Below are 13,642 nucleotides of genomic sequence, written 5' to 3'. Positions count from 1 at the left end.
AGGTCCCACCGACGAATGTCCACGATCTCCTCGTTCTGCAACACTCGGCTGACGGGGGCCCGTCAGCCGAGTCGGGGTCGTGATCCCCGCCCGGTTCCGTGCGCGTCCAGCGGAGCGGCATGGCCGCTCGATCACGTCAGTAGTCCGGGTCGTGAGAGTTCTCCAGCCGGATGATCAGTCGCTCGGCGTCTGCTTCGAATGCTCGGCCCGGTGGACGCCCCGGCGGCGGACTCCGACGGCGGACTCCGATCCGGATTGAACAAGGTCTCGATTCCGACGGTGGCGCGCAGCTCGCCGACCGCGGAACCACGCCGAGCGCTGGTCCGGCGTCATCGGTGTTCAGCCGCCGTGCTCGACGAGTCCTGCGACCACGACGGTCTCCGCCATGGTGCCGGGGATGTCTTCCGGTGCCCCGCGCAGGATGTCGCGGGAGAGGACCACGAAGTCGGCGGCCTTGCCGACCGTCAGCGAACCGCGTTCGTGTTCAAGGAAGTTGGCGTATGCCGAGCCCATCGTGTATCCGTGGACCGCGGCCTCCACGCTGATCGTCTCCTGCGGCATCCAGGGCTCACCGCCGCCCAGGGGGCGCCGGGTGCGCGGCCACACCGGCAGGGTGGTAGCCGGACCGGTACCAGTAGGCGCCGTCCGGACCCGCGTGCAGGGCCGGTGGGTCGTAGTGGCAGCGGCGCATCGGCATGTCGGTGAGAAACACGCCGCCCCAGGGCGCGAACACGATGATCAGCAGGGAGAGGAAAGACAGCAGCGAGCTGGTGAAATCGGTGAGGAAGAGCGCGCAGAGAGATCCCGCGGCGGTGACGGCCGCGCTGATGACGATGGCCTTGGAACGGCTCCAGGGCACGCCGAGCACCTGAAGGTTCAGGCTCGACGAGTAGAGCGTGACGATCGAGTTGGTGACCGAGCCACCAAGGACGAGAGCGAGGACCGAGGGTGGCGCCACGGACGGCGCGAAGCTGGTGATCCGCGCCGCGGGACAGCCGTCCGGCCTCGGAGGATGCCCGGCTGAGCGGGATGCGGACAGGCCGTGCGGGCCGGAGGGGTGCTGGGACGAACGCATCCGTCCCAGCACCCCTCCGAGCGGCGGTTGCGACCAACGCCGGCGCACGACCGGGACACATCAACAGGCCGGCCGCGAGACGGTCTCCGCAGCCGTCCGCGCCGGGCAGCGGGCCCGGACACCGTCGCGCAACCGTCAGACGCCCGCGGCTCGCGCTGCCTCGTACACCTCGGCCGCCACGTCGATCAGCTCCGCGGCGTCGCGCGTCGCTCCCTGGAGATCCAGCAGGAACTCCGGTACGCCCGTTTCGGCGTGTGCCACCAGGTCTTCGACGATCTGCGCCACGCTCCCGTGGAAGGGCTGTCGGCCCGCACCCTCGAACGGCTTGGCGCTGTACCGCGCATTGGCACGGGCGCAGACGTCGACCGGACGCTCCCGTCCGCGCTCGGCGGCCACATCCTGTACCCGCTGCCACTCCTCGGCCAGCCGAGCGGCGCCCATGGCCACGGGCATCCAGCCGTCCGCCCGGTCGACCAGACGGCGGGTGGCGCGCGGGCTGTTCGCTGGCAAGTAGACCGGAATGGGGCGCACCGGCTTGGGGCCGACCTCGGACGGGGCGATGGTGGTCAGCTCGCCCTCGTAGCGGACAGGGTCCGGGCCCCAGACGGCCGCGCACACGTCCAGCAGCTCGTCCAGGACCGCACCTCGCCTCTCGAAGGGCGCGACGGAGGCGGCCGCATACTCGTCCAGAGACCATCCCGTGCCGAGGCCCGCGATCACTCGCCCACCGCTCGCGACGTCCAGCGAGGCGAGCGTACGGGCCAGTTGGAACGGCACATGCAAAGGCGCGACCAGGACGCTGGTGCCGAGCCGGGCCGAGCCGGTGGCTGCGGCGGCCAGCGCGAGCGTGACGAGTGGGTCGGCGACACTGCGGTACTGGTCCGGCCACGGCAGCCCCGGTACGCCGTACAGCCCCTGGGTGGCGGGCTCAGGAAAAAGGACACGCTCGAAGACCCAAAGACTCGCGTATCCGGTCTCCTCCGCCGCGCGTGCCACGGTGGCCACATCGCGGCCGATGTCGTACTGCTTCATCTGCGGGAGACCGAGACCGAGTGAGATCGTCATGTATGCGCTCCTTCATGATGACTGCTGGACAACTGACTTAGGACACCCATTTGTTCCTTGTCCGGTGTCCGTCGAAACGTTCGGCGAAAGAGATGGGGCACCCTGCCGGATCCGTCGTCCGAACGGCCGAGTTGCTCTTCCGTCACCGCAACACCGTCCTCAGCCGCCTTCGCAGGATCCACACCATCACCGGACACGACATCACAAACTGTGGCGACCATGTGGAACTCTCTCTCGCCCTGTGCACGCCGAGACCACTCGGTGCCAGCCTCATCAGGTGAAACTTTACTGAGCGCCGTCCGGTTGTGCGACACGCACAGCCACGCCCACTCGACGTGGATCAACGTGCCCATGGCCCACTTCTGTGCCCCGTGACAAGTGTCCGGGACGCGGAACGGGTCCCGCTTGTGTCCCCGTTCGGGCTTCTGGAAGGACCTCATGTGGGGCGTCGTGTCGTCCGGACTCACCACTGAAGAGGGCGTGATCCGATACGGGTCAACGCACAGCGCGACGTACGGATCGCTCGCAGAAGCCGCGGCCAGCACGAAGCTCCTGGCGGCCGCCGCACCTCTCAAGTCGCCCGACGAGTTCACGGTTCTAGGCACGTCCCAGAACCGTATCGACGCACTCGCCATCGTCACCGGCCGCAAGAAGTTCGGCATGGACCACCAAGTTCCCGACGCCAAACCGACCATGGTGCGCCGACCGCCGACGATCAACGGGACGGTCGGGACCGTCCACAACGCCGATGTGGTCGCGCGGATGCCGGGCATCACCGATGTCGCGGCCGTCGAGCACGGCGTAGCCGTCCGCGGGGAGACGTTCGGCCAGTGCATCGACGCGCTGCGGGCCCTGGAGGTGACCTGGGGGCTGGGCACCGTGGACGGGGAATCGGACGACACCGTACTGCGCAAGATCAAGGCGGCCGCCCTGCCCTTGATCGTACCGCCCCTGCTCACCAAGAAGCTCGACGCCGAGTTCACCTTCGCGTTCGCCAGCAACAGCCCGCTGGAGCCCGACAACGCGATAGCCGACGTCCGCGCCGACCGGGCCGAGATCTGGGCGAGTCTGAAGGTGCCGATCGTGGCCCAGCGCGCGATCGCCACCCGCCTGGGACTGCCCCAGAAGGCGGTCACCGTCCATGTGGTGGAGGGCGGTGGCTCCTTCGGCCGGCATCTCTTCCACGACGTGGCCGCCGAGGCAGCGGAGATCTCTCAGAAGATCGGCAAGCCTGTCAAGCTGTCGTGGTCCCGTACCGACAACTTCCGTCAGGGCCGTACGCATCCGAATGTGCGTCTCACGTGTACGCGCGACGTACGCGCTCGGCAACGTCCTCAGTTACGAGCAGCGGCACACCAGTTCGCAGACCGACTTCGGCCACGGTCTCGGAGAGATGATCACGTCGACGGCGGCGAAGTTGCCCGTCGCCGGCAACCTGACGTTCGCCGAGACGATCTTCGAGCTGACTCAGTCCTCGCCGTACAATTTCGGTGTCACCACCCAGCTGCTCAACGAGGTGCCGCTGAAGTTCAACACGGGCAGCATGCGCAACATCTACTCCCCGAATGTCGCCTGCGCGCGGGAGCTGGTCGTCGATCAGCTCGCCGCGAAGATGGGCAAGGACCCCGTTGAGTTCCGTCGCGAGTTCCTCAAGGACGAGCGGTTGCGCGCCGTCCTTGACAAGGCGGTTGACGAGGGCGACTGGGGCAGGTCACTGCCCCCGGGGGTGGCCCAGGGAATCGGCCTGCACTCGGAGTACCGGGGCGCGGTCGCCACGCTCGTCGAGATCGGCTGCCGGCCGGAGACCGTCAACCGGAAGATCCGGGACGCGGTGACGGGACCGCGCGTCACAAAGGCCCTGATGGTCGTCGACGCGGGATTCGCCATCAACCCCCGCGGCCTGGACGCCCAGATGATGGGCGGTCTCAACGACGCCCTCGCCATGGCACTCACCTCCAGCCTGCACATCAAGGACGGCATACCTCTGGAGGGCAGTTGGGACAACTACTTCTACACACGGCAGTGGAACACCCCGCCCGAGCTACTGGTCGTCGTCATGCCGAGCACCAGCGACAAGCCCTCCGGAGCAGGTGAGTTGGGGGGCGCGCCCGCGTTCGCCGCCATCGCCTGCGCGTACGCCCGCGCGACGGGCAGCATGCCGACGAGCTTCCCGATCAACCATGGCACCCTCAGCTTCGAGCCATTGCCCCTCGAACCGTCCACACCCCAGTCCCCCACCGACGGTCTTGACCGCGCCTACTGAGGAGCCCTGAGTCCAGCCATGACAAGCCACACTTTCAAGCTCAACGGCGAGCAGATCACCGTCGAGGCCGATGACGACGTACGACTGTTGTGGGTGCTGCGCGACCTGCTCGGCGTCACGAGGCCCAAGTACGGCTGCGGTCTCGGCGTGTGCCAGGCCTGCACGTCGCACATCGACGGCAAGGCCTTCAATCCGTGCTCGGTCCCCGTGTCGAAGATCACGCCGGACGACGAGATCACCACGATCGAGGGGCTGCCCGCCACGGTCGGCAAGGACCTGCATCCGATGCAGGAGGCATGGCTGGACCTGGACGTCGCACAGTTCGGCTACTGCCAGCCAGGCCAGATCATGGCCGCCGTCGCCAAGGTCCGGCAGGCCGCTGCCGATGGCCGCGAGATCGAGGACCGCGACCTCGACGAGACCCGCAACATCTGCCGCTGCGGCACGTACACCCGTATCCGGGAGGCCATCAAGGCGGGCGCGAAGAACATGTGATCGGGCCGTCAGCCGCTGTACGCCCACTGCCGAGGAGGCAACCCTCGCCGCGCGCGCGACGGTACTGTGCTCGGCAGTGTCCGCGGCGGCTGCGCCGAGAGCGCGATCCACGGGCCGGACCTGGAGGTCGTGTTCCACGAGAACACCTCCTCCGCCCAGTCCAAAACCTTGAACGATACCACCTCGAAAGTCAATCTTCCGCGCGCGGGACCATGCCACCTCGTTCTCCGGGGCCGACCGATTCCCGGGGTTCCACGTCACCGTGTGCGATGCCCGAACACACTTCACCAACGCCTGCACGCGAACCTGCTCGCCTGCCTGCACCACCCGATCGGCCTCGACCTGGACACCGTCACCCCAAAGGACACCGCGTTCTCCATCCCAGCCGATCGTCTCCGTACGACGCGGCGGTACGGGCGGATCGCCGACCCGGACGGTCACGCCCGTCCACAAGGCGGCGCCCGTCCGCAGAGGGCGGGCGCATTCAGCATCGATCCCGACCGCCTTGTCCATACCCACGCGCCCCTGTGAGCCGGTCACCCTCTTTTGGGGGATGTTCGGGTGGCAGCCCGAAGGTGGACAGTTGAGACTAAGGCGACGGTTCGGGAATCGGACAACGGATCCCGGCCTCGTGACTTCCGGAATGCTCGCTCCGGCCATCGAAAAAGCGCGAGTACGGGGCGCCGACCGTAATGGCCGACGGCACTCGAATGTTCGCCTCAAGGAGCCCGCATGGAGGAGAAATCCGTCGAAGTCTTGATGTCCGGGCCGGATGAATCTGCGATCAACACGCGCAGGTACTCCGACCCGGGGATCGGCATCGAGACAGACCTCGCCAAGGTGCTGGCTGACGTCATGTGCGTCGAACAGGTGTCGGTCGACAGCAACTTCTTCGATGACCTCGGCGCCAACTCGTTGGTGATGGCCCATTTCTGCGCACGGGTCAGGAAACGGGCGGACCTCCCATCGGCGTCGATGAAGGACATCTACCGGCACCAGACGATCCGAAGCCTGGCGACGGGGCTCGCGGACGCCGCGCCCGCCCCTGTCAAGCCGTCGGTCCCGGCGCCGGCCGAGGTGGTGACCCCGGCCGGCACGGTGCAGTACGCCCTCTGCGGAACGCTGCAGTTCCTGCTCTTCCTGGGCTATTCGTTCCTCGCCGGACTTGTTGCCGACCGAGGCTATACATGGGTCTCCGCCGGCTCGGGTGTGACCGGTATCTACCTGCGATCGTTCGCCTTCGGCGGCGTCGGCTTCGTCGGTCTGTGCACCTTCCCGATCGTGGCCAAATGGCTCCTCGTCGGCCGGTGGAAATCGCGCGAGTTCCCGGTCTGGGGCCTGACGTATCTGCGCTTCTGGACCGTCAAGGTGCTGATCCACGCCAATCCGATGATTTTCTTCGTCGGCAATCCCCTGTACGTGCTGTACCTGCGAGCCCTGGGCGCACGGATCGGCAAGGGGGTCACGATCCTCTCCCGCAATGTTCCGGTCTGCCCCGACCTGCTCACGATCGGCGCCGGCACGGTGATCCGCAAAGACTCGTTCTTCCTCTGCTACCGGGCGCACGCCGGTCGTATCCAGACCGGGCGGGTCACCCTTGGCCGGGACGTGTTCATCGGCGAGAAGACCGTGCTCGACATCGACACGTCGATGGGCGACGGGGCGCAACTCGGCCACACGTCCACGCTGTACAGCGGTCAGGCGGTCCCGGACGGACAGCGCTGGCACGGATCCCCGGCACAGCTCACGGAGCATGACTACGTGAGGATCGGGCCGGCCGAGTGCGGCACGCTGCGCCGGGCCGGCTTCGGCCTCGTCACCGTGCTTCAGATGTTCTTCCTCTACGTGCCGCTGGCCGTCGGGGGCGCGTACATGCTGTTTACCCTGGTTCCGGCGCTGCACAACCGGCTGGGCCCGGACACGGTGGGGTTCACATCTCCGGACCTCTACATCGACGCGCTGATCCTTTCCCTCGTGCTGTTCTTCGGCTTCGTCGTCGTGGGCCTGATCGTACTGTTCACTGTTCCACGGCTGCTGAACCTGCTCGTCAAACCGGACAAGGTCTATCCGCTGTACGGGTTGCATTACTCGGCACACCGGGCGATCGGGCGCCTGACCAACATCAAGTTCTTCAAATGGCTGTTCGGTGACAGCTCCTACATCGTCCACTATTTACGCGGCCTCGGATACGACTTGTCCCAGGTCGAGCAGACCGGGTCGAACTTCGGCACGGAAGTGCAGCACGAGACCCCGTATCAGTGCTCTGTCGGCAGCGGAACGATGGTCGCCGACGGGCTCTCCATCGTCAACGCCGACTTCTCGAGTACGTCCTTCCGGGTGTCTCGGGCCTCGATCGGGCCACACAACTTCATCGGGAACAACATCGCCTTTCCCTCAGGGGCCAGGACGGGCGAGAACTGCCTCCTCGCGACGAAGGTGATGGTTCCGCTCGACGGTGAGGTTCGCGAGGGCGTGGGCCTGCTCGGCTCGCCATGCTTCGAGATTCCCCGGTCGGTCGAGCGCGACTCCCGGTTCGACCACCTCCGGACCGGCGACGAGTTGCGCCGCAGCCTCGCCGCGAAGAACCGCTACAACATCCGCTCGATGGTCTTCTTCCTGCTCGTGCGGTGGCTGCACTTCTTCGTGCTCACGACGCTCGGCCTGGCGAACGTCGATCTGTACGGTACTTACGGGCACGTGCTGATCGCCGCGTTCCTGGTGTTCAGCCTTGGGTTCACCGCCGTCTACTTCGTACTGGTGGAGCGCGGCATCGCGGCATTCCGTGCGCTGCGACCGCAGTTGTGTTCCATCTACGACCCGTACTTCTGGTGGCACGAGCGCCTCTGGAAGGTGCCTGACACGTACCTCAACGTCTTTAACGGCACCCCTTTCAAGAACGTGATCTGGCGGATGCTGGGTGTTCGTATCGGCAGCAGGGTCTTCGATGACGGCTGCTATCTGACGGAGCGGACGCTCACCACCATCGAAAACGACTGCACGCTCAATGCGGGAAGCAAGATCCAGTGCCACTCGCAGGAGGACGGCACCTTCAAGTCCGATCGCAGCACCCTCGGCGTCGGCTGCACCCTCGGTGTGGGATCCCACGTCCATTACGGCGTGACGATGGGCGACGGCGCGGTGCTCGCCCCCGACTCCTTTCTCATGAAGGGCGAGGAGGTCCCGCAGCACGCACGCTGGGGAGGAAACCCCGCCACGGAAATGCGAGATGCCCCTTATCAGCCCGAGGCACTGACGCGAAAGAGGTAGCAGCGCCGCCCTTGTCGGCGCTGGACAGCACAGTCGCGACGGTGAATGGAAAGAGACGACGAGATGGAAATGCAAGTGCAGGCCGACCGGGAGTTCTGGCGCGCTGTGCTCGTCGCCGGTGGATTCACCGCAATCCCGCGGTGGACGCTCGAACCGGTGACGGGCGTCGGCGAACACGAGGCGACGGTCCCGGACGACGTCGTGGCGGCGTTGGGCCGGTTGGCCGAGGACCTGGCGATGCCGCTCGACTCCGTGCTGCTGGCCGCGCACGCCAAGGTACTCGCCGCGCTGTCCGGCGAGCACGAGGTCGCGACCGGCTACGTCACTGTGGAGGGCGGCCCGCTGCTGCCCTGTCGACTGACGACCGAAACCGACTCGTGGCGGACGCTGTTGCTGTACACCCATCGAGTCGCGTCAGATCTGCTGTTGTACAAGGACTTTCCGGTCGATGAGCTCAGACGCGAGCTGGGCCTGGCCGAACCGTCGATCGAGACCGTGTTCGATCCGCACGGCTTGGGCGGAGAACTCGCCGGTGAGACCGTGCTGTGGGTGGGTATTTCGCAACGCGAAGGCCGCCTCGCGCTGCGGCTGCGGTACCGGACCGACGCGCTCAACGCGGACTGCGCCGTCAGGATCGCCGGATACCACCTCACCGCGCTCGCGCTGATCGCCGCCGATCCCGACGCCGAGCACGGGCGGCAGAGCCTGCTCTCCGCCGAGGAAATCCGCTTCCAGCTCGAAGGGCTCGCCGGTCCGCGCCGGGAGCTGCCGGACCGCCGGTTCCACGAGCTGTTCGAGCAGCGGGTGGCGGCACACCCGGACGCCATCGCGGCGGTGCATGGGGAACGGCAGCTGACCTATCGGGAACTCAACGCGCGTGCCAACCGGTTGGGACGAGCCCTGCTGGCACGGGGGCTGCGCCCCGAGGGTGTGGTCGCGGTGGTGACGGAGCGCAACCTGGACTGGATGGCCGCCGTCCTCGCGGTCTTCAAGGCCGGCGGCGTGTACCTGCCCATCGAGCCGCATTTCCCGGCCGATCGCCTCGCGGCCATGCTCTCCCGTGCCGCATGCGGGCTCGTGCTGACCGAACCCGGCAGCACCTCCACGCTCGACCAGGCCCTCGACTCGCTGTCCGGGGTCCAGAAGCTGTTCGTCGGCGCAGCCTACGTGGAAGACCATGCCGACGATGATCTGGGCCTGCGCGTTGCACCGGACCAGCTCGCCTACATCTATTTCACCTCCGGCTCCACAGGTGAGCCCAAGGGCGCGATGTGCGAGCACGCGGGCATGCTCAACCACCTCTACGCCAAGATCGATGACCTGAAGATCAGCGAGGGACAGGTGGTCGCCCAGACCGCACCCCAGTGCTTCGACATCTCGCTGTGGCAACTGGTGTCCGGCCTCCTCGTCGGGGGGCGGACCCTGCTGGTGGAGCAGGAAGTTATCCTGGACGTCCAGCAATTCGTCGACACGATCGTTGACGGCCGGGTCGCTGTCCTCCAGGTTGTGCCCTCCTACCTGGACGTCGTCGTGTCCTGTCTGCAGCAGCACCCCCGCGAGCTGCCGGACCTGCGCTGCGTGTCGGTCACCGGCGAGGCGCTGAAGAAGGAGCTCACGCAGCGCTGGTTCGCCGCCCAGCCCGGGATCAAACTGGTCAACGCCTACGGGCTGACCGAGACTTCGGACGACACCAACCACGAAGTCATGGACCACGTGCCGGACGGGGACGGCGTCCTGCTGGGTCCCGCGGTCAACAACGTGCACGTCTATGTCGTCGATGAGCACCTGACCCCGGTGCCGCTCGGTGCCCCCGGTCTGATCGTCTTCTCCGGCGTCTGCGTCGGCCGCGGATACGTCAACGACCCCGAGCGCACCCGGCAGGCCTACCTGGCCGATCCGCACCGTGAGGGCGCCCGGCTCTACCGGGGCGGCGACTACGGCCGCTGGCAGCCCGAGGGCAAGCTGGAGTTCCTCGGACGCCGGGACACCCAGGTGAAGATTCGTGGCTTCCGGATCGAGATCGGCGAGATCGAGAACACCCTGGTGCGGGTGCCCGGTGTTCGCGACGGTGCAGTGGTGGTCACCGAGCGGGCCGACCAGAGCAAGCACCTGGTGGCGTTCTACTCCGGTCGACAGCCACTCGAGGCCGACGTCCTGGTGGACCGGCTCGGTGAGTCGCTGCCCGAGTACATGGTCCCGTCGGCCTTCCACTGGCGGGAAAGTCTGCCGCTGACGGCCAACAGCAAAATCGACAGGAAGACTTTGCGGGCGCTCGCCGAAGAACTCGACGTCGTCCAGGACGACTACCGCGCGCCGAATACGCCGACCGAACAGCAGTTGGCGGCCGCATGGGCGAAGGTGCTCGGCATCCCCCAGAACCAGATCGGACGGCAGGACCACTTCTTCGACCGGGGCGGCACGTCGCTGTCGGCAGTGAAGCTGGCGATCACCCTGGACCGTGCGGTGTCCCTCAAGGACGTCACCCGTCACCCGATCCTTGCCGATCTGGCCGGGCTTGTCGACGGCAGGTCCGAGCGGCGCTCCGGACCGGTCGACGGCAGGTCCGAGCGGCACTCCGGGCTGCTTCAGCCATTGTCGGAACCGGACGGTGCGCAGGCCGCTGCCCTGGTGTGCTTCCCCTGCGCCGGCGGCAACGCGGTGAACTTCCAGCCGATGGCCAGGGCACTGGCGGGCGGCGGGCCGGCGGTCTACGCCGTCGAGCTGCCCGGTCATGACGTGGCCGCCGGGAGCGAGCCGATCGCGCCGATGACACAGGTGGTCGAGCAGGTCGTCGTCGAGATCATCCGGCGCGGCCTGACCAGGGTCCTGCTGTGGGGCCACTCCTCGGGCACCGCCTTGGCCGTTGAGACGGCCAGAAAGCTGCAGGAGCGCGGGGTGGACGTCCAACGGGTGTTCCTCGGAGCGCAGTTGCTCGGTGACGCCGCCCACCGGCGCGCCACCATCGCCGAGCTGACCGGGCTGGACAACGCCGAGATCGCCGCGGAGCTGAGCGCGGACGGCGGGTACACAGACCTCGTTGAGCTGGACGCGCAGCACGCCGAGCACTTCGGTGCCGCCTACCGGCACGACTGTGTGTCCGCACACCGCTATTTCGCCGACGCCCTGGACAGCCCGCCTGCGCCGAAGCTGTCCGCTCCGGTCACCGTGGTCGTTGCCGCCGACGACCCGAGCACAGCGGAGTACCCGCGCCGGTACCGCGACTGGCAGCTCCTGGCCGAGCAGGTCGACCTGCACGAGCTCGCCGACGGCGGCCACCACTTCCTGCACACCCGTCCGACCGAGGCGGCACAGGCCGTGCTGCGCGCCGCCGCCTTGTTCGCTTCTTTCTGAGTGGCAACTGAAAGGAAACGAGATGTCGTTCATGCCCACGGCGTCGCTGGAAGACGTGGAACTGGAACCCGGTAAACCTCCGCTGCTGCGGGCCGGTGCCACCGGCGACGCGCTGAGCTGGGCGGCCGAGCACCGGGACGCGCTGCGCGCTGTCGTCGCCGAATACGGTTCGGTCCTGGTCCGCGGCCTCGGGCTGCGCGACGCGGCCGAGACCGGCGCCGTCTTCTCGAAGCTGGCCACCGGTCTGATGACCGAGAAGGAGGTCTTCGCGCCCCGACGGATCTACTCCGACGGCGTGTACTCCTCATCGAAGTGGCCGCCGAACCAGCCGATGTGCATGCACCATGAACTGAGCTACACGCTTGAGTTCCCCGGCCTGATGATGTTCGCCTGCCTCAGCGCCCCCACCGACGGCGGGGCGACCGCGGTGGCCGACTCGCCGAGCGTGCTCGACGCGCTGCCCGCCGAGTTGACGGAACGGTTCGAGCGGGAGGGCTGGCTGCTCAACCGCAGCTACAATGAAGAGATCGGGGCGTCCATCGCCGACGCGTTCGGCACCGAGGACCGTGGTGCCGTCGAGAGTTACTGTCGCGCCAACGCGATCACGTTCGAGTGGCAGCCCGACGGTGGACTGCGCACCAGGCAACGCCGCAGCGCCGTGGTGCGTCACCCGGCCAGCGGTCGGCGCTGCTGGTTCAACCAGATTGCGTTCCTCAACGAGTGGACGATGGCCCCCGAGGTGCGCGAGTACCTGGTGGACGTCTACGGCGCCGACGGGCTGCCGTTCAATACCCGCTTCGGCAACGGCGACCCGATCGGCGAGGACGTCGTGCAGCTGCTGAACAGCGTCTACGAGGCCAACACCGCACGCGAGCCGTGGCAGGCGGGCGACCTGATGCTCGTCGACAACATCCGTACCGCGCACAGCAGGGAGCCCTTCGAGGGACCGCGCGAAGTGCTCGTCGCCATGGCCGACCCGGTGCATCTGGCCGATTGCTCGCCAACCATTGAGGTGACCGCAGGATGACCACCATCAGTTCCACCGCAACACAGTCCGCGATGGCCGCACCGATCACCGTGCCACCGTTCGCAGTGATCTCCGGTGCCCAGGTCCAGCGCGCGCTGCACGGATGCGAGAGACAGATCGTGGAGTTGGTCGAGGCCACCTACCGGGTGCACGGCGCCGGTGATTCGGTGAACCCGCCGTCGTACTTCCTGCGTTTCCCCGACCGCCCGTCCTCCCGCATCATCGCCCTGCCCGCCTCGATCGGCGGGGAGGTGCGGGTGGACGGCCTGAAGTGGATCTCCAGCTTCCCGGAGAACGTGACGGCCGGCATCCCGAGGGCCTCGGCCGTGCTGATCCTCAACGACCACGACACCGGTTACCCGTTCGCCTGTCTGGAAAGCTCGATCATCAGCGCCACCAGGACGGCCGCGTCAGCGGCGTCGGCGGCCGACTGGCTCAGCCGCGACCGGCCGCGACCGACGCGTGTCGGGTTCTTCGGAGCGGGCTTGATCGCCCGCTACATCCACACCTTCCTGGCCGGCACCGGCTGGTCGTTCGACGAGATCGGCGTGCACGACCTGTCCGCCGACAGCGCAGCAGGCTTCCGGTGCTACCTGGAGCAGTCGGGCACCGACGGCCAGATCACCGTGCACGACAGCGCCGAGCAGTTGATCCGCAACAGCGACCTGGTGGTCTTCGCCACCGTCGCCGGTCAGCCACATGTCAGCGACCTGTCATGGTTCGCACACAATCCGCTGGTGCTGCACGTGTCGCTGCGCGACCTCGCGCCGGAGATCCTGCTCGCCTCGACCAACGTCGTCGACGACATCGAGCACTGCCTGAAGGCCAACACCTCGCCGCATCTGGCCGAGCAGCTCACGGGCAACCGGGACTTCCTGCACGGAACGCTGGATGACGTGATGGCCGGGCGGGTGACGGTGCCGGCGGACCGGCCGGTGGTGTTCTCGCCCTTCGGCCTCGGGGTGCTCGATCTCGCGGTGGGCAAGTACGTCTACGCCGAAGTGGTCCGCCGCGGAGAGTTGCACGTCGTCGACGACTTCTTCCACGAACTGAGCCGGTACGGATGAGCCGGCCAAGAGCCCAGGAGGCTACCCAGGGC

9 protein-coding genes and 2 pseudogenes are annotated in these 13,642 nt (G+C 67.4%); 8 read left to right on the top strand and 3 right to left on the bottom strand.

The window, feature by feature from the left end:
* Positions 1-339: 339 nt before the first annotated feature.
* The 3 genes and pseudogenes from ACIPEK_RS21390 to ACIPEK_RS21380 form a co-directional block, all read right to left on the bottom strand.
* A complete protein-coding gene (locus tag ACIPEK_RS21390; protein ID WP_401998289.1) occupies positions 340-561 on the bottom strand; it encodes an amidohydrolase family protein in 222 nt (73 codons plus the stop codon).
* Between the two features lie 34 nt (positions 562-595).
* Positions 596-949: pseudogene (locus ACIPEK_RS21385) on the bottom strand (cytosine permease); the annotation flags it as partial.
* 261 nt (positions 950-1,210) lie between these two features.
* The gene (locus tag ACIPEK_RS21380; protein WP_401998286.1) at positions 1,211-2,140 is read right to left on the bottom strand and encodes a TIGR03619 family F420-dependent LLM class oxidoreductase; all 930 of its coding nucleotides are present in this window, start codon (positions 2,138-2,140) and stop codon (positions 1,211-1,213) included.
* Between the two features lie 92 nt (positions 2,141-2,232).
* Here ACIPEK_RS21380 and ACIPEK_RS21375 point away from each other — a divergent pair, with 92 nt between their 5' ends.
* The 8 genes and pseudogenes from ACIPEK_RS21375 (at position 2,233) to sbnB (ending at position 13,610) form a co-directional block, all read left to right on the top strand.
* Positions 2,233-2,421 carry a helix-turn-helix domain-containing protein gene (locus tag ACIPEK_RS21375; RefSeq protein WP_401998283.1) on the top strand — a complete coding sequence of 63 codons (189 nt, stop codon included), beginning with the start codon at positions 2,233-2,235 and terminating at the stop codon, positions 2,419-2,421.
* Positions 2,422-2,584: 163 nt separating this feature from the next.
* Positions 2,585-4,403, top strand: a pseudogene (locus ACIPEK_RS21370) (molybdopterin cofactor-binding domain-containing protein); the annotation flags it as partial.
* Between the two features lie 18 nt (positions 4,404-4,421).
* Positions 4,422-4,898: a (2Fe-2S)-binding protein gene (locus ACIPEK_RS21365; protein WP_401998280.1), complete on the top strand. Its 477-nt coding sequence runs from the start codon at positions 4,422-4,424 to the stop codon at positions 4,896-4,898.
* 264 nt (positions 4,899-5,162) lie between these two features.
* Positions 5,163-5,429 (top strand): hypothetical protein, encoded by a 267-nt coding sequence (locus ACIPEK_RS21360; RefSeq protein ID WP_401998277.1) that lies wholly within the window; start codon positions 5,163-5,165, stop codon positions 5,427-5,429.
* Positions 5,430-5,630: 201 nt separating this feature from the next.
* Positions 5,631-8,165: a Pls/PosA family non-ribosomal peptide synthetase gene (locus ACIPEK_RS21355; protein WP_401998274.1), complete on the top strand. Its 2,535-nt coding sequence runs from the start codon at positions 5,631-5,633 to the stop codon at positions 8,163-8,165.
* Between the two features lie 63 nt (positions 8,166-8,228).
* On the top strand, positions 8,229-11,516 hold the full coding sequence (locus tag ACIPEK_RS21350) for an amino acid adenylation domain-containing protein (protein ID WP_401998271.1): 3,288 nt from the start codon (positions 8,229-8,231) through the stop codon (positions 11,514-11,516).
* Between the two features lie 31 nt (positions 11,517-11,547).
* A complete protein-coding gene (locus tag ACIPEK_RS21345; RefSeq protein WP_401998635.1) occupies positions 11,548-12,543 on the top strand; it encodes a TauD/TfdA family dioxygenase in 996 nt (331 codons plus the stop codon).
* A complete protein-coding gene (gene sbnB, locus ACIPEK_RS21340) occupies positions 12,540-13,610 on the top strand; it encodes a 2,3-diaminopropionate biosynthesis protein SbnB (protein ID WP_401998269.1) in 1,071 nt (356 codons plus the stop codon). Before ACIPEK_RS21345 ends, sbnB begins: the two co-directional genes overlap by 4 nt.
* Positions 13,611-13,642 lie beyond the last annotated feature (32 nt).

This window comes from Streptomyces sp. NPDC088246, assembly GCF_044741025.1.
Taxonomy (GTDB): Bacteria; Actinomycetota; Actinomycetes; order Streptomycetales; family Streptomycetaceae; genus Streptomyces.
This window is presented reverse-complemented; position numbering and strand designations above follow the sequence as displayed.